Source organism: Corallococcus macrosporus (assembly GCF_017302985.1).
Classification (GTDB): domain Bacteria; phylum Myxococcota; class Myxococcia; order Myxococcales; family Myxococcaceae; genus Corallococcus; species Corallococcus macrosporus_A.
In genome coordinates this window covers 3,028,497-3,044,364 of the sequence record NZ_JAFIMU010000007.1, presented here as the reverse complement: position 1 = coordinate 3,044,364, position 15,868 = coordinate 3,028,497, and the positions used below count along the sequence as shown (strand labels likewise).

The window sequence follows — 15,868 nt, the reverse complement described above, 5'->3', positions numbered from 1 at the left end:
CGAAGCCTGTTACGGGGTGACGGCGGCCGTCTTCTCACCGGCGGCGGCGCCACCGGCCTGGATGACGGCGAAGTTGATGTTGCCGTAGCCGGCCGTGGCGCAGCTGAACATCACCCGCTTGATGACCTTGAACTGGACGTCCTTGTTGGCCTGGATGTTGACGTCGCCCTTGAAGGTCTCGCCACCGCCGGCCATGGAGTGCAGGTCCTCGAACTGCTTCTTCATGTCCCGCAGCTTCTCTTCCAGCGCGGGGATGTTGAGGTACTCGTCCTTGGTGAGGTCCTCCACCCGGCCCACGATGGTGCCCGACACGCTGACCTGGTCGTTGGACACCATCACCACCGGGTGCATCTCCACTTCCTTCACGTTGACCGCTTCGGGAAGGACGATGTCCTTGGTCATCATCAGCACCTCGCCCGTCGCGGAGAAGTTCGCGATGAGGAAGAGCACGATGATGACGAACATGTCGACGAGCGGGGTGATGAGCAGGTCGGCGTTGCCGTTCTTCTTGCCGTGACCGCCGTGGCCGAAGACCTTGGAGTGCTCCAGCCGCTTGCCGTACCGCTTACCGGGAACCTTGATGCCCATGGCTTGGGTGCTCTCCTGTTAGCCCATCGCCGCGGAGACCGACACCTGGGGCAACCCGGAGCCGATGCACTCGTCGATGATGCGGACCAGGTCCTCGTAACGGACCATGTCCTCGGTCTGAAGGGTGATGGCGGACTGGTCCGGCAGCTGCGCCTTCAACTCCTTGAAGCGCGCCACCAGCTTGGTCAGGTCCGGCCGGCCCTTGTCATCCCGGGTGAGGGGAATGGGGTCGAAGGCGCTCTGGTCGGCGGTGAGGCGCATCTCCGTGGCGGACACCAGGAGGGTGAGCTGGACCGTCTTGGTCTTCTCCTCCTCCTGCTGCTCGTCCGTGGAGGCCCCGCCGGCCTGCGACACCTGGAGACGGCCAATCTGGGTCCAGACCGCCGTCATGATGAGGAAGCTGATGGTCACTGCCATCAGGTCGATGAAGGGCACCATGTTGATGGCGGTATCGAGCGGCTTCTTGCCACCCTTTCCACCGGTGCCCAGGTCCATTCCGCCGGCCATGGCGACTACCTCCCAACCCTACCGCGCTCTTCGCGCACGAACGACGTTTCAAGAAGACTGCGAAGGATGACGCGCTTCCCACAGACAGCGCGCCAGTGCTCCAGGTTCCACGTCCACCGCGTACCGCCGAGGAGCGACTACTCCTCGGCGTGGGCGGAGGCCGGAATGTTCAGGTTCTTGAACTTGTCGCGGTTGGCGACGATGAGGTTCAGCACGGAGACGCTGGTCTCGTTGATGTCGTTGATGAGGCCCTGGGTGCGGCCCATCAGCACGGAGAAGGCGATCAGCGCCGGGATGGCCGTGAGCAGACCGAAGCCCGTGCAGTTCATGGCTTCAGAGATGCCGTTCGCCAGAATGGTGGCCTTGTCGGCCGGGTTCACGTTCGCCACCGCCTCGAAGCAGGTGATGAGACCGTTCACCGTCCCCAGGAGGCCCGCGAGCATCGCCGCGTTGCCGAGCATCGCCAGGTAGCCCGTGCGCGCCTCCAGGCGGGGCGTCTCACGCAGGCTGGCCTCGTCGAGCGCCGCCTGGACCTCTTCCTGGCCCTTCGGCACGTTCATCAGGCCGGCCTTGATGACGTTGGTCAGCGGGGTGCTCTTCTGGCCCGCCACGTAGTTGATGGCCTTGTCCAGGTCGCCCGCGTAGATGTGCTTCTTCAGGCCGCGCAGGAAGCCCTCCTTGTTGATGGAGGCCTTGCCGAACAGGACGATGCTGCGCTCGATGATGATGGAGAGCGCGATCACCAGACAGACCGCGATGGGGTACATGCCGGCCTGACCGGACTCCCAGCGGCGCCCCAGCTCCTGCAGGAAGGTCTCATTGCTTCCGCCGGCGTTGGCGAGGACGGACAGATTGGCTACAAACCCCAGGTTCATCACGGAATGCCTCCAGATGGGCGGAGCGGCACGCGCTAGCGGGCCCCTCCGCACTGCGACCGGCCGGGTGGACATCCACCCAGGTCAGAAGCAGGAATTTTGGATCACGGTGGCGCCGAGTCTAGGAACCGCTCCCAGGCGTGTCAAGGCAGGCACCCTCAGCGTTAGTTACTGAAATCTCACAGGAATTTTGCGTTGGCTCGCGGCTTGCCAAGTCGCTTCCCAGGGTACACGACAGGCCCTTTCCAGCCGCTTGCGCAACAGGCGTGCCAGCGATTTGGGCACCTTCGGGTGCCGTGCTAGGCGGGGAAACCATGGCCAGGAAGCGCATTGGTGAGCTGCTGGTGGAACGCGGCGCGATCACCCCCGCCCAACTGGAGGCGGGGCTCGCGGCGCAACGACAGACGCGGCAGCGGCTGGGGGTGACGCTCATCGGGCAGGGCGCCATCACGGAGGCCACGCTCGCCCAGGCGCTCAGTGAGGCCCTGGGGATGCCGCAGGTGGACCTGGCGGCGATCACCCCGGACTGGGCGGCGGTGCACCTCTTGCGTGCGCGCTTCTGCGAACAGCACGACCTGTTCCCCTACGCGCTGGAGAACGTGGGCGGCCGGCGCCAGCTGGTGGTGGCCATGGCGGATCCGCTGAACATCACCGCCATCGAGGAGATTGAGTTCACCAGCGGCCTGAAGGTCAGCGGCCGGGTGACGGCGCTGTCCGCGGTGCGCGGCGCCATCCTGCGCTACTACCACAAGGTCCCCGTGGCCACGGGCCCCCGCCCTGCCCCGGCGCGTCCGCCTGCAAGACCCGCTCCGGCTCCCGCGCGCCCCGCCGTGGAGGAGGACGACGAGGAGGTCATCGTCGGCGAGGAGCTGCCGGCGGCGGAGAAGACGCAGCGCACGTCGCTGGCGGACCTCATCCGCGAGCGCGAGGAGCAGGCGAAGCGCAAGCGCGGCGGCGCGGGCGCGGGGGACAAGGGCAAGGCGAAGGCGCCGTCGTCCGGAGGCGGCGTCCTGGACGACCTGGACTACCTCTTCGGCCAGGCGGCGCGCGAGGAGCCGGACCGGCTGGAGGAGCTGGAGCGCCGCTTCTGGGCGCTCATGCGCATCATGGCGCGCAAGGGCCTGCTCACGAACGAGGAGTTCCGGCGCGAGCTGGACGACGAGGGCGGCGAGGGCTGAGGCGCCGCCCGCCGCTCAGTCTGCGGCCACGGGCAGGCGCACCGTGAAGGTGGTGCCCTGCCCCATCGTGCTCTCCACGGTGAGGCGTCCGCCGTGGTTCTCCACGATGCCCTGGCAGATGGACAGGCCCAGGCCCGTGCCCTTTCCTTCGGGCTTGGTGGTGAAGAAGGGCTCGAAGATGCGCGACAGGTTGCGCGGCTCGATGCCGGTGCCGGTGTCGCGCACGCGCACCACCGCCTCCGTGCCCTCCTGGAGCGTGGACAGGTACACCTGTCCGCCGGGCTGCATGGCGTGGCAGGCGTTGGTGATGAGGTTGACGAACACCTGCACCAGGTTGGCGCGCACGGCGGCCAGGGGCGGCACGTCGCTGGCGTACTCGCGCTGCACGCTGACGCGGGCCTGGGACACGACGTGCTCGCAGAAGCCCACCGCCATGTCCACGACGGCGTTGAGCGACACGCGCTCCGGCCGGTCCTGCGCGGGCCGCGCGTAGCTCACCAGGTCGCGGGTGAAGCGCAGGATGCGGTGGCTGCTCTCCAATATCTTCTTCAGCTTCTCCTGGTCCGCGGGGTTCGCGCCCGGCGTCATCCGCGAGCGCTGGAGCAGCGCGTCCGCGTAGGTGGCCACCGCCGTCATGGGGTTGTTGATTTCATGCACCACGCTGGCGGCGAGCTGCCCGATGGAGGCCAGCTTCTCCGCGTGGATGATGCGCTTCTCCAGCTCCTTCACCACCGTGACGTCCTGGCCAATGGCGATGACGCCCTCCACCTCCCCGGGCTGGGTGAGCATGGAGGAGGTGGCGAAGGACACGCGCACCTCGCCGCCGTCGCGGGTGAGCAGGCGCGTCTCGAAGTTGTTCACGGACTCGCCGCGCATGGCCGCGGCCAGCACGGGCGCCAGGCGCAACTGCTCGCTGGACGCCACCAGCGAGGACAAATCCCGGCCCAGCACCTGCTCCTTGGACAGGCCGGTGAGCGCGCTCAGCGCCTGGTTGAAGACCACGACCTGCTTGTCCCGGTTGACCACCAGGATGAGCGCGTTGGCCTTCTCCAGCAGCTCCTCCAGGTACTTGCGCACGAACGTCAGCTCGTCGATGAGCTTCGCGTTCTTCACCGCCACGGCGACCTGGCTGGCCAACTGGAGCAGCACGCGCTCGTCGTGCGCGGGGTCCGCGTCCAGCCCCTCCGGGTACTCCATGTTGATGGCGCCGAAGAGCTGGCCGCTCGCGACCAGGGGCGCGCTCACCGCGCGGGTGCTGCCGTGGAAGAGCAGCGGGACCTCTTCGGAGATGGACACCCTGCCCTGCGGCAGCGCCGTCACGGTGAGGTTCGTCTTCTCCACGGAGCGCTGGAAGAGGACCAGCGGTTCGTGCGCGCCTTCCTTCAGGCGGCCTTCGGCGTAGAGCGACGTGAGGCCGCCGGAGCGCGCGTCCACGATGCGGATGCAGAAGGCGCGGCCGGGGAACAGCTCCTTCACGCCGCGCGCCACCGCGGCCACCAGCTCCTCCTCGCCGCCGGCTTCCGCCACGCTGCGGCCCAGGTCCAGGAGCACGCCCTCGGTGCGCGCCTGCTCCAGCAGGGCCCGCTCCGCGACCACCAGCCGGCCGCTGATGACCTCCGTGTCCACGCGGGCGCGCACCGCCACGGTGTCCGCGCGGCGCGACAGGGCGAGCACCAGCGAGGTGCCGCTCTGGAGCACGAGGTCGACCTCGTGGGACTGCCCGTCCTCCGGCGCGACGGCGCCCGCCAGGGCCTCCGCCAGCACGTCCACGGAGATGTCATGCGCCGCGCAGAAGCGGCGCAGCGCGGGGTTCACGGCCGCGATGCGCAGGGACACGTCGCAGACGGCGGCGGGCTCGTCGAGCGCGTCGAAGAAGGCCTGGAAGGCGTCGGGGGCCAGGGTTCCGGACGGACGCACGGCGCGGACCTCACTCTTCATGGGAGCTGGCCTTGTCCAAGTCGAGGATCTGCTGCGCCCCCACGTACGACTTCACCTCGAAGCGAGTGATCTTCCCGATCTTCCGGACGATCTCCGCCATGCGCTCCGCCTCGCGGTAGATGATGTCCACCGGCCTGAAGGCGAAGTCCTCCTCCTTGAGCTTGCGCTTGAGCAGCTCCGCGTAGCCCATCACGGAGGTGAGGGGCTGGTTGAGCTCATGGGCCGCGGTGCCGGCGAGCGCGACGATGACGGCGTTCTTCTCGCTCTCCTCCAGCCGCGTCTCCACGTCGGACAGCTTGCGCTCCAGCTGCACGCGGTCCCGGAGGTCCGTGAAGATGCCCACGGTGAAGGACTCGCGGCCGCCCTCGTAGACGATGGAGGCCGTCATGTTCACGGGCACGCGCTCGCCGGAGCGGTGCATCAGCTCCTGGCGCGTGAGCGACAGCCGTCCCTTGCCGCCCAGGTCCGGCCCGCGCAGCTGGGCCATGATGCGCTGGGCGACGCCGGGCGGGTAGAGCTGGAGCGCGTTGAGCTTCTCCTGGGCCTCCTGCGCGGTGTAGCCGCACATGGCCTCCGCGCCCTTGTTGAAGAGGATGATGCGCCCCTTCAGGTCGGCCGCGATGATGGCGTCCACCGACGAGTCGATGAGCCGCTCCAGGAAGTCCTTCGTGTTGCGCAGCTCGTCCTCCAGCTTGCGCGCGTGCGTCACGTCGCGGAAGGACAGGATGGTGGCCGCGTCCTCGTCACGCAGCGGCGCGGCGGACATGGACAGCGTGAGGCACCGGCCCGCGGGCGTGCGCACCACCACGTCCACGCCCATGCGCGCCTCGCCGCGCGACGCGGACGTCACCAGCTCCATCAGCACGCCGTCGTCCACCGGCTGCGTGATTTGATTCAGGTGCTTGCCCCGCGCCTCGCCGGCGGACGTGTCCAGCATCTGCGCGCCCGCGGGGTTGAGCGACAGCACGGCGGCCTCGTCGTCGAGGATGGCCACGCCCTCGCTCACGTGGGCGAAGAAGAGCTGGTAGGGCTTGAAGGACGCGGCCTTCTCCTCCGCGGCCAGCCGCGCCGTCTGCACGGACTGGAGCACCGAGGCGCTGCGCAGCGCCACCGCCGTGGCGTGGGCCACCGTGGTGAGGAAGTCGATTTCGCGCGTGCTGAACGCGCGCCGGCGTCCGGCCGCGCGCAACAGCAGCACGCCGCGCACCTGGCCTCGGATGGGCAGGGGCAGCGCGGCGATGGCGTGGATGCCTCGCGCGGCCACGGCCCGGCGCTCCAGGTCGCCCAGCAGCGGGTGCGTGGCGGCCTCCTGCATCACGACGGGCTTGCCGGTGCGCACGACCTCACGGATTTCGGGATAGCGCGCCAGGTCGATGCGCAGGTCCTTCATGCCCGGGTCGTCGCTGGCGGCGACGATGACGCCCTCGTCCACGCCGCCGCCCACCATCACCAGCGTGGCGCGCGCGATGTCCAGCTGCTCCGCCAGGCGCCGCGTCACGCCGTGCAGGAGCGCTTCCACGTCGGAGCTCTCCGCGTAGTCGGCGGTGAGCTCCAGGAGCAGCGCCAGGTCCGTCTGGCTGCGGGCCTGCTCCTCGCGCTCGCGGTGGCGCTCCGCGGCGCGCTGCAGGCGCCAGGTGAGCTCGTGCGGCAGCCCCTGGTGCGTGACGATGTCCGCGGGGCGCAGCGTGTCCACGGCGGCGAAGCCGCGCGGCTCCGGGGACACCACCGCGATGAGCGTGAGGTGCGGCCCGTTGAGGGACGTGAGCAGCTCCACCACGGCGGGGCCGCAGCCGGGCGCGGTGAGGTCCACCAGCGCCAGCGAGGCGTCGTCCGGGTCGTCCACCACGCGCAGGCCCGCGCGTTCCGCGCAGGCGTTCAGGGGTTCTCGGGCCACCGACCCCGGGGGGACCAGGACGATGCCGAAGGCGGGTTCCGACGGGGCCGACACGGGGGCGCAGGACTCCGGAGCGAGGGGCCCCGGAGTCTACACAACCCCGGGGGTCAGGGGCAGCCTGACTCGAACGCGCCCTGGTCCGGCGCCGCGCCGCAGAAGGGCAGCCCCAGGGACAGGCCCGCCTCGCGCGCGGGGGACTGCGCCGCCAGCTGGTAGTCGTCCGCGCCGGTGTCCACGAAGCCGGGGGCGCGCTCCTGGGAGCGCTTGTCCAGGCCGGCCTTCGAGCGCCAGTCCGCCAAGCTCACGGTGGCGCCATCCAGGTGGAAGGACACCGCGCCGCCGCTGCGGAAGTACAGGTTGCCGTCCACCACCGCGCCGCTCCGGCCGGAGCCCGCGCGCGCGGCGGTGCCGCAGCCAGCGAAGATGTTGTTGCGCACGTCCAGGCCCTGGCTGGAGCCGTTGGAGCCCGCGCCGAAGATGAGGCACGCACCGCTCAGGTTCCACACGGTGTTGTGCTGCACCTTCACGTCCACGGACGCGTCCACGCGGATGCCGGTGCCCTCCTCGCCTTCGGCTTCGCCCAGGCCGTCGTGGATGACATTGCGGCGGAGGATGACGCGCGTGGGAGGCGCCCCCTCGCGGTTGCCGCCAATCTGGATGGCGCGCGCGTTGGCGTAGAAGACGTTGTCCTCCAGCGTGACGTCGGACGGGGACATGTGGACGATGATGCCCTCGCCCGCTGCGGTGGACACGGCGCGGTGGTTGTAGACGGTGTTGCCGCGCAGCGTGACGCGGGTGCACGTCTTGATGTCCGCGCCGTTCTCCCGGTTGTCGTGCAGCCGGTTGTCCTCCACCAGCAGGTTGTCGAACGGCGTGCCCGGGTTGGTGGCGCCGCCCTCCGGCCCCAGGCACTGCACGCCGTCGCCGGAGTTGTGGTGGATGTCATTGCCGCGCACCACCACGTTGCTCGCGGAGGTCTGCACCGTGACGCCGTGGCTGTCCACCTCGCCCTGGTCGAAGTGGGAGATGTCGTTGTTCTCGATGAGGACGTCGTGCGCCTTGTCCGTCACGTAGACGCCCGAGCCCTCCGTGCCGTTCTTCAGGACGCTGTCCTTGAGCACGCCGTGGTGCGCGCCCGCGCCGCGCCACATCACCGCGAACGTGCGCTCGCCGCCCACGTCCACCGTGAGCCCCTGGAGGTTCCAGTACGCGCCGCTCACGTCCACCAGCGCCGTCCTGCCAATGGAGCCGCCCTTGAGGGTGGCCGTGGCGCCCGGCGCGGCCCTCAGCGTCAGCGGCTTCGAGGCCGTGCCCCCGCGCTCCGTCAACTGCACGGGCTCACGCCACGTGCCGGACAGGAGGAACACGGCTTCACCGGGCTTCACCAGCGACAGCGCGCGCGCCACCGTGCGCAGGGGCAGCGCCTGCGTGCCCGCCGCGGAGTCGTTGCCGCTGGGGGACACCCAGAGCACGCGCGTGTACTGCGATTCGGCGGGAGGCGGAGGCTCCGGCTCCTGCGGCTCCGTGGGCGGGGGGTCCACCGGGTCCGCGGGCGGATCCGTCGGCGTGACACCGGCATCTGGGGTGGCACCACCGTCCACACCGGGGCTCGTGCCCGCGTCGGCGGGCGGCTGGGGCCGCTGGGGCGGCGTGACGATGGGTGGGCTGGACGTGCCCGGAGGCGCGGCTGTCGCGGGCGCGGGTTCGACCTTGCCGGTACAGCCGACGGTGCCAGCAAGCATCCCGGTGGCGCAGACGAGGGTCGTCAGGGTCAGGCGGAAGCGCATGTGGGCTCCTCGTGGGGTTCACGGCGCGGGGGTGCGCTCGCGGGGTCGGCCGGCAACGGGAACACGTGTGCCGCGCATTCCCCGTCAGCCCGGGACGCCGGTGACGCCGGGTCGCAGGGCAGCCGGGCAGGAATGTGAATCCGCGCGGTTGGGCCTGGCGACAAGGGCCCGCGAATGTGCCGGAGCGTAGGCACCGCGCGCAGAGTGGGGCCACTGCCCGGAGGGACGACGTGGGTGCCCTGGAAACACGCGGGCCGTGTCCTCCGGATGGAAGGCACGGCCCGGGCACGGCGATGGCCAAGGCGTCAGGGCGAGGTGGAGTCGCGGGCCTCACGGCCGAGGAGCGCATCCAGCTCCCCGCGCTCCTCCAGCGCGTACAGGTCATCACAGCCGCCGACGTGGCGGCCCGCGATGAAGATCTGCGGCACCGTGTGGCGGCCGCAGCGCTCCATCATCTCCTCGCGCCGCTCCTCGTCCGCGGCGATGTCCACCCCCTGGAACTCGCAGCCCTTCTCGTCGAGCAGGGCCATGGCCTGGCGCGAATAGGGGCAGGTGCGCTTCATGTAGACGACGACCTCGGGCATCACGACCTCCTGCGCCAAAGGGTGGGGACGCGGTTCGCGGTCCGCCACCCGGCATGGGGTCGCTCGCTCCCCTGCCCGGCCTTCAGCGCGCGACGGCCGTAGGCAGGCGCGTGGAGGCCTCACGGGCGCGGTCGCGCAGGTCCCACGCGTACAGGGCGCACCACTGGAGGCCCGCGGTGAGGACGAAGATCAGCGGCCACAGCGGCGTGTAGTGCAGCCGCAGGAGGTACAGGCCCACGTAGTACACGTAGAACTGGAGCACGAACGCGAGCAGCGAGTGCCTCCCGATGACGCTCGCCGCCTTGAGGTAGCGCGACAGGTAGCCGGCCTGCTCGGCGCGCATCAGCAGGCCCAGCAGCGCGAGCACCGTGCCGCCATAGAGCGCGACGTAGGCGGGCCCCGGCGGGTACTTCTGCGCCTGCGACGTGAGCGCCATCAGCGTGTCGAAGCCCGCGCCGTGCCACAGGTGGTGAATCGCGATGTGGAGCACCACCAGCCCGGCGCCGCCCATGGCGATGCCCAGGCCCACGAGCTCGAAGCGCCGGCCCACGCCCTTCACGTCCGCGCGGCCCCAGGTCCCCAGCCACTCGCCGAACATGCTGCCCACCAGGTACACGCCCAGCCACGGCACCACCGGGAAGCCGGAGAGCAGAACGGACAGCTCGCGCTGACCGAAGAAGACCTCCTTGAAGGCGCGCGCCACGACCCACTCCGGCCACCAGCACAGGCTCACCGTCCAGCTCAGCGCGAACAGCCCCAGCCCCAGCATCGCGCGGGCCCGTCCGCCGAGCCGCGTCACCACCCAGGGCCCCACGAACAGCGCCACGCCAAGCGTGTCCGTCACCGGCAGGGCGCGCAGCAGGACCAGCGACTCGTCCGGCCAGAAGCGATACGTGGGCACGATGAGCAGGTGGCCCGCGGTGAGCAGGAACAGGCCCCGGCGCTGGAGCCGCGCGCGCAGCGGGCCGAAGTCGCGGCTGCGCGCGTACAGCAGCCCCAGCATCAGACCGCTGATGACCATGAAGCCGGGCGTGGCCAGCCTCGTCAGCAGGTTGAGCCGCTCGCGCAGGTGCGCGGCCTCACCGCCCAGCGGATAGAGATACGCATCCGCGAAGTGCGACAGGAACACGAGCAGCATCACCGTGCCCCGCATGGCATCCACCGCTTCCAGCCGTCCAGAGGCGGAGCGCGCCCCCGACACCTGCTCGCGCTGCATGGGTCATCCTTTCGGAAATGGGCGCGCGGTTCTTGTTGGCATCCCCCTGCCCTGCGCGCCTGCCTCAAGGAATATCACCGCGCAAATCAAAGACAAACATTCAGCGGATATACCTTTGACACTGGAATCCTTGTCACGCCAAGCACTGTCCGACGCAGGGGGTTGGGTTGGAATCGGTGGGTCCCTCGGGACGGGACGGGCGCCCGCCCGGTGGGTGGACGGGCATCAAGTCGGGAGCAGCCGGGGTGGGCGTGGTAGTTAGAGAGGCATGCCTCCCCGACGCCCCGAAATCCTCGCCCCCGCCGGTGACCTGGAGTCGTTGCGTGCCGCCCTCGCCAGTGGCGCGGACGCCGTCTACTTCGGGCTCGACGAGGGCTTCAACGCGCGCGCCCGCGCGGAGAACTTCTCGCTCGAAAGGCTGCCGGAGACGGTGGGGCTCATCCACCGGGCGGGCGCCCGGGCCTACGTGACGCTGAACACGCTGGTCTTCGAGCCGGAGCTGCCGGTGGTGGAGCACCTGTTGCGCGGCGTGGCGAAGGCGGGCGTGGACGCGCTCATCGTGCAGGACCCGGCGGTGGCGCTGCTCGCACGGGCGGTGTGCCCCCAACTGGAGCTGCACGCGTCCACGCAGATGACGCTGTCCAGCGCGGAAGGCGCGCGGTTCGCCACGGGCCTGGGCTTCACGCGCATGGTGGTGCCGCGCGAGCTGTCGGTGGCGGAGATCCGCCGGCTGGCGTCGCAGACGGACATCGAGCTGGAGGTCTTCATCCACGGCGCGCTCTGCATGTCGTGGAGCGGCCAGTGCCTCACGAGCGAGGCCTGGGGCGGCCGGTCCGCGAACCGGGGTCAGTGCGCGCAGTCCTGCCGGCTGCCGTACGACCTGGTGGTGGACGGCGAGACGCGCGACCTGGGCGAGGTGAAGTACCTGCTCAGCCCCAAGGACCTGGCGGGCGTGCGCGCGGTGCCGGAGCTGGCGGACATCGGCGTGCACAGCCTGAAGATTGAAGGCCGGCTCAAGGGGCCGCAGTACGTCTCCAGCACGGTGCAGGGCTACCGCCGCTGGCTGGACGGCGTGATGGCCGGCAAGCCCGACGGCGCGCGGCTGGCGAAGGACCTGGCGGAGATGTCGCTGTCGTACAGCCGCGGCTTCTCCCACGGGTTCCTGGCGGGGTCCGACCACCAGACGCTGGTGGAGGGGCGCTTCCCGAAGCACCGTGGGCTGTACCTGGGCCGGGTGCATGCGGTGTCCGGCAAGGACGTGCTCGTGGTGCCGGACGACCGGCCGTGGACGGGCGCGCTGGGCCTGGGTGACGAGCGCCCGGAGGCCCCGGCGGGCAACGTGTCCGCGCCGCTCACGGGCGAGCCCGACCCCGCGGACGTGGATCCGCGTCCGGGCATGGGCGTGGTGTTCGACGCGGGCGCGCCGGAGGACAAGCACGAGCCGGGCGGCCCCATCTTCCGCGTGGAGCGCGAGGGCGACGCGTGGGTGCTGGGCTTTGGCCACCCGGGTCCGGACCTGAACCGCGTGGCGCCGGGGCAGCGCGTGTGGCTGAACAGCGACCCCGCGCTGGCGCGGCGCACGGGGGAGCTGCTGGCGGAGGGTGAGCCGGAGGGCCGCATCCCGCTGTCGCTGCGGGTGTCCGGCGTGGCGGGCGAGCCGCTGCGCGTGCGGATGAGCACGGGCCGTTTCACTCGCGAGGCCGTGGGCACGACGCTGCTCGCGCCGTCGCGGGGCGCGGGCGTGGACGCGGCGCTGCTCAAGGACAAGCTGGCCGCGCTGGGCGGCACGTCGTTCCACCTGGAGGCGCTGGATGCGTCCGGGCTGGCGCCGGGGCTGCACCTGCCGGTGTCGGAGCTGAAGGCGCTGCGCCGGCAGTTGGTGGCGGAGCTGACGGCGGACGTGGAGCGTGGCCCCGCGCGGACTGTGAGCACGGAGGCGGTGGAGGCCGGCGTACGTCAGGCCCTGCTGGCGAAGGTGGCGTCGCGGCCGGCGGAGGAGGCGCCCCGGTTGCTGCCGCTGTGCCGCAACGACGCGCAACTGGAGGCCGTCATCGCGGCGGGGCTGCCCGAGGTGGAGCTGGACTGGATGGAGATGGTGGGGCTCCAGAAGGCGGTGGAGCGGGCGCGCGCGGCGGGGCTGCGCGTCACCATCGCCACGGTGCGCGTGCAGAAGCCGGGCGAGGAGGGCTACGACACGCGCCTGGACCGGCTGCGGCCGGACGCGGTGCTGGTGCGCCACTGGGGCGCGATGATGCACTTCCTGGAGCAGCCGGCGGGGGCGTCGCGGCCGGTGCTGCACGGGGACTTCTCGCTCAACGTGACGAACTCGCTGACGGCGGCGCACCTCTTGAGCCTGGGGCTGGACACGCTGACGGTGTCGCACGACCTGGATTCGGAGCAGCTCTTCGCGCTCTTGGAGCAGGCGCCGGCGCACCGGTTCGCGGTGGCGCTGCACCACCACATCGCGACGTTCCACACGGAGCACTGCGTGTATTCACACACGCTGTCCAACGGCCGCGACTACAAGGCCTGTGGCCGGCCGTGTGAGAAGCACGCCATCGCGCTGAAGGACCGGCTGGGCCTGGAGCACCCGGTCATCGTGGACGTGGGCTGCCGCAACACGGTGTTCAACGCGCAGGCGCAGAGCGCGGCGTCGCTGGTGCCCCGGCTGCTGGAGCGCGGCGTGCGCAGGTTCCGCGTGGAGTTCGTGCGCGAGACGTGTGAAGAGGCCACGCGCGTGCTGGCCGCGTACCAGGAGCTGCTCGCGGGCCGGCTGTCACCCGCGGAGGCGGTGAAGCGCGCGGCGGTGCACGAGCAGTTCGGCGTCACGCGCGGCACGATGCAGGTGCTCAAGCACCCGGCCGCGAACGCGCGCTGAAGCCACGCTTCAGGCCGCGGCGGCGGGCGGGGGCTCGGTGCCGGTGGGGGAGAGGTTCACCGGCTCACCGTCCTCCCCCAGCACCACAGGGGAGATGCCCAGCTTGCGCTCCACCAGCGCGTGCCCCAGGTAGACGAGCGGCGTCAGGCCGATGGCCACCAGCAGCTTCACCGCGTACGAGGTGAAGATGATCCGGAAGATGACGTCCTGGGGCAGCACGCCCGTCCAGGCGACGAACTGCACCACCACCGTGTCGATGAGCTGCGACACCACCGTGGAGCCCGTGGCGCGCAGCCACAGCATCCGGTTGTTCGTCACGCGCTTGAGCAGGTTGAAGACCGAGATGTCCAGGAACTGGGCCACCAGGTACGCCACCATCGACGCCATCAGGATGCGCTGCGAGCCGCCGAACACGTTGTTGAACGACGCCGCCACCGTCCCGTTGTAGCCCTTGGCCTCCGTCATGGGCGCCCACGGAATCTGGCCGGCCAGCGCGACAATCACGAACGTGAAGATGGCCATGAAGAAGCCCACCCACGTCACGAACCGCGCGACCTTCTTGCCGTAGAACTCGTTGAGGATGTCCGTCAGCAGGAACGTCACCGGGAACGGCAACATGCCCACCGACATCACCGCCACCACCGGGCCCAGGTGCACCTCGAACAGCTTCACCCCGATGATGTCGCCCACCACCAGCGAGGTGATGAACAGCCCCGCGAGCACCAAGAAAAGCTGAATCCGCCGGTCCAGGGTCATCCGATGCGTCCTTCAAGAGCGAGGCGCCCCTAGAGCTAGCACACCCTCCCGCCCCCGTCGCTTGGCCGCCCGGGTTCTACTCGGGCAGGTAGTACAGCGTGCCCGGCTCCAGGGGCTCGGCGCTCCCGACGGCCTCCTCTTCCGACAGCACCAGCCGGGGCCGGTATACCCCCAGCACCGTCTGCTCCGTGGCCGTCGGGTTGTCGTAGCGGTGCCCGAAGACGCCCGGCCCCGGGAACGCCAGCCCCCGCCCCACCGGCTGCCCGCGCAGGAGCATCCCCGCGCCCAGCACCAGCTCCATGCCCTCCGTGTGCCCGTCCGCTCGCGGGGGGATGCCGCGCCCCGGCGCCACCCGCAGCCGGTACACGCCGTAGGTCGCCCCCTCGTGGATGACGTCCACGTGGCCGAAGTCCTTCGCCTCCGTCCGGTACACCATCTCCTCGGAGGTGCGGTGCACCTGGAGCGACGGGATGGCCCACCCCGTCAGCGCCTCCGGCTTGGTGACCCGCACCGTGGCGGCGTACAGGTGCGCGTGCGGCGCGGCGTCCGTGGGCGGCGCCAGCAGGTAGCGGCACACCGCCTCCGCCGCGGACTCCAGCAGCTCGAAGCGGCACGCATCCAGGAGGAAGCGCAGCTCTCCGGCCAGCCGTCCGTAGTGCACGGTGTTCGCCAGCCTCCCGCCCACCGCCGCCTGCCGCGCGTCCAGGAAGAGCGCCACGTCCAGGCGCAGCGGCTGCGGCGTCACGCGCTCGCGGTTGTAGACGCCCACGATGACGTCCACCGTGAGCCCGCGCAGCTCCATCACGTCCAGCGGGCGGCCCTGCGCGTCGTTCACCACGGGGTGGATCCACACGGGTTCCTGGCTCACAGCTGGGCGCTCCTTCCGCCGTCCAGGGCGATGACCTGCCCGGTGAGATACGGCGCCTCGCGCGCGAGGAACAGCACCGTGCGCGCCACGTCCTCCACGCTGCCCTCGCGGCCCATGGGCACGCGCTGGAGCACCTCCTGGCGCGCCGCTTCGTCGAAGTGCTCCGGGAAGGCCACCACGCCCGGGGAGATGGCGTTGACGCGCACGTGCGGCGCCAGCTCCACCGCCAGCGCGCGCGTCAGCATCACGAGCCCCGCCTTGCTCACCGAGTAGTGCGCGTAGTGGCTCACCGCCCGCTCCCCGCCGATGTCCGTGAGGTGCACCACCAGCGGGTCCTTCCCCGCGCGCAGCGACGGCAGCAGCGCCTGCGTGAGGAAGAACGGCGCGTCCACGTTCACGGCGAGCATGCGGCGGTACTGCTCGCGCGTCACGTCGGCGAAGTCCACGCGTTCGTAGAGCCCCGCGTTGTGGACCACCACGTCCAGCGCGGGGTGCGCCTCCCGCACCCGGGCGCCCAGCGCGTCCACGGCCTGTGCGTCGGAGAGGTCTCCGCTGTACAGCGTGACGTCGCGGCCCAGCGCGCGCTGCTCTTGCGCCAGGGCCTCCAGCGGCTCCATGGAGCGGTTCGCGTGAAGCGCCAGGTCGTAGCCGGCGCGGCCCAGCGCGCGCGCCACCGCGCTGCCAACGCGCACGCCCGCGCCCGTGATGAATGCGGTCCCCATATGCGGGCCCTGACTAACAGGCCCGCCCGCGGAAAAACACCGCGGGGCGACACCCGGAGAACCCCCTCTCCAGGCAC

13 protein-coding genes are annotated in these 15,868 nt (G+C 70.8%); 2 read left to right on the top strand and 11 right to left on the bottom strand.

Annotation, left to right across the window (positions count from 1 at the left end; translation table 11 throughout):
• Window positions 1–9: 9 nt before the first annotated feature.
• The 3 genes from JYK02_RS25035 to JYK02_RS25025 form a co-directional block, all read right to left on the bottom strand.
• Window positions 10–588, bottom strand: coding sequence for an ExbD/TolR family protein (locus JYK02_RS25035; RefSeq protein WP_120547584.1), 579 nt, complete (start codon window positions 586–588; stop codon window positions 10–12).
• An 18-nt stretch (window positions 589–606) separates the two neighbouring features.
• Window positions 607–1,095 carry an ExbD/TolR family protein gene (locus JYK02_RS25030; protein WP_207054599.1) on the bottom strand — a complete coding sequence of 163 codons (489 nt, stop codon included), beginning with the start codon at window positions 1,093–1,095 and terminating at the stop codon, window positions 607–609.
• Between the two features lie 137 nt (window positions 1,096–1,232).
• Complete coding sequence (locus tag JYK02_RS25025) at window positions 1,233–1,970, bottom strand: MotA/TolQ/ExbB proton channel family protein (RefSeq protein ID WP_207054597.1); 738 nt, start codon at window positions 1,968–1,970, stop codon at window positions 1,233–1,235.
• A 314-nt stretch (window positions 1,971–2,284) separates the two neighbouring features.
• On the opposite strand from JYK02_RS25025, the gene JYK02_RS25020 reads away from it, so the two are divergent.
• Window positions 2,285–3,148, top strand: a complete 864-nt coding sequence (locus tag JYK02_RS25020) for a general secretion pathway protein GspE (protein ID WP_207054596.1) — start codon at window positions 2,285–2,287, stop codon at window positions 3,146–3,148.
• 15 nt (window positions 3,149–3,163) lie between these two features.
• Here JYK02_RS25020 and JYK02_RS25015 read toward each other — a convergent pair whose 3' ends face one another.
• The 5 genes from JYK02_RS25015 to JYK02_RS24995 all read right to left on the bottom strand — a co-directional run bounded on the left by JYK02_RS25015 (window position 3,164) and on the right by JYK02_RS24995 (window position 10,567).
• Window positions 3,164–5,086, bottom strand: coding sequence for an ATP-binding protein (locus JYK02_RS25015; protein ID WP_207054593.1), 1,923 nt, complete (start codon window positions 5,084–5,086; stop codon window positions 3,164–3,166).
• Window positions 5,076–7,034, bottom strand: a complete 1,959-nt coding sequence (locus JYK02_RS25010) for a PAS domain S-box protein (RefSeq protein WP_207054591.1) — start codon at window positions 7,032–7,034, stop codon at window positions 5,076–5,078. Before JYK02_RS25010 ends, JYK02_RS25015 begins: the two co-directional genes overlap by 11 nt.
• A 53-nt stretch (window positions 7,035–7,087) precedes the next feature.
• Window positions 7,088–8,767, bottom strand: coding sequence for a right-handed parallel beta-helix repeat-containing protein (locus JYK02_RS25005; RefSeq protein WP_207054589.1), 1,680 nt, complete (start codon window positions 8,765–8,767; stop codon window positions 7,088–7,090).
• A gap of 305 nt (window positions 8,768–9,072) precedes the next feature.
• Window positions 9,073–9,351: a glutaredoxin 3 gene (grxC, locus tag JYK02_RS25000; protein WP_207054588.1), complete on the bottom strand. Its 279-nt coding sequence runs from the start codon at window positions 9,349–9,351 to the stop codon at window positions 9,073–9,075.
• Between the two features lie 82 nt (window positions 9,352–9,433).
• The gene (locus JYK02_RS24995) at window positions 9,434–10,567 is read right to left on the bottom strand and encodes a heparan-alpha-glucosaminide N-acetyltransferase domain-containing protein (RefSeq protein WP_207054587.1); all 1,134 of its coding nucleotides are present in this window, start codon (window positions 10,565–10,567) and stop codon (window positions 9,434–9,436) included.
• A 268-nt stretch (window positions 10,568–10,835) separates the two neighbouring features.
• On the opposite strand from JYK02_RS24995, the gene JYK02_RS24990 reads away from it, so the two are divergent.
• Entirely contained in the window at window positions 10,836–13,445 is a 2,610-nt protein-coding gene (locus JYK02_RS24990; RefSeq protein ID WP_207054586.1) for a U32 family peptidase, read from the top strand.
• 9 nt (window positions 13,446–13,454) lie between these two features.
• Here the strand turns inward: JYK02_RS24990 and JYK02_RS24985 are convergent, their stop codons facing one another.
• The 3 genes from JYK02_RS24985 to JYK02_RS24975 all read right to left on the bottom strand — a co-directional run bounded on the left by JYK02_RS24985 (window position 13,455) and on the right by JYK02_RS24975 (window position 15,791).
• Window positions 13,455–14,201 carry a queuosine precursor transporter gene (locus tag JYK02_RS24985; protein ID WP_207054585.1) on the bottom strand — a complete coding sequence of 249 codons (747 nt, stop codon included), beginning with the start codon at window positions 14,199–14,201 and terminating at the stop codon, window positions 13,455–13,457.
• Between the two features lie 76 nt (window positions 14,202–14,277).
• On the bottom strand, window positions 14,278–15,069 hold the full coding sequence (locus JYK02_RS24980; RefSeq protein ID WP_347402569.1) for a dihydroneopterin aldolase: 792 nt from the start codon (window positions 15,067–15,069) through the stop codon (window positions 14,278–14,280).
• On the bottom strand, window positions 15,066–15,791 hold the full coding sequence (locus JYK02_RS24975; RefSeq protein WP_207054584.1) for an SDR family oxidoreductase: 726 nt from the start codon (window positions 15,789–15,791) through the stop codon (window positions 15,066–15,068). The genes JYK02_RS24980 and JYK02_RS24975 overlap by 4 nt, the downstream gene beginning before the upstream one ends.
• Window positions 15,792–15,868 lie beyond the last annotated feature (77 nt).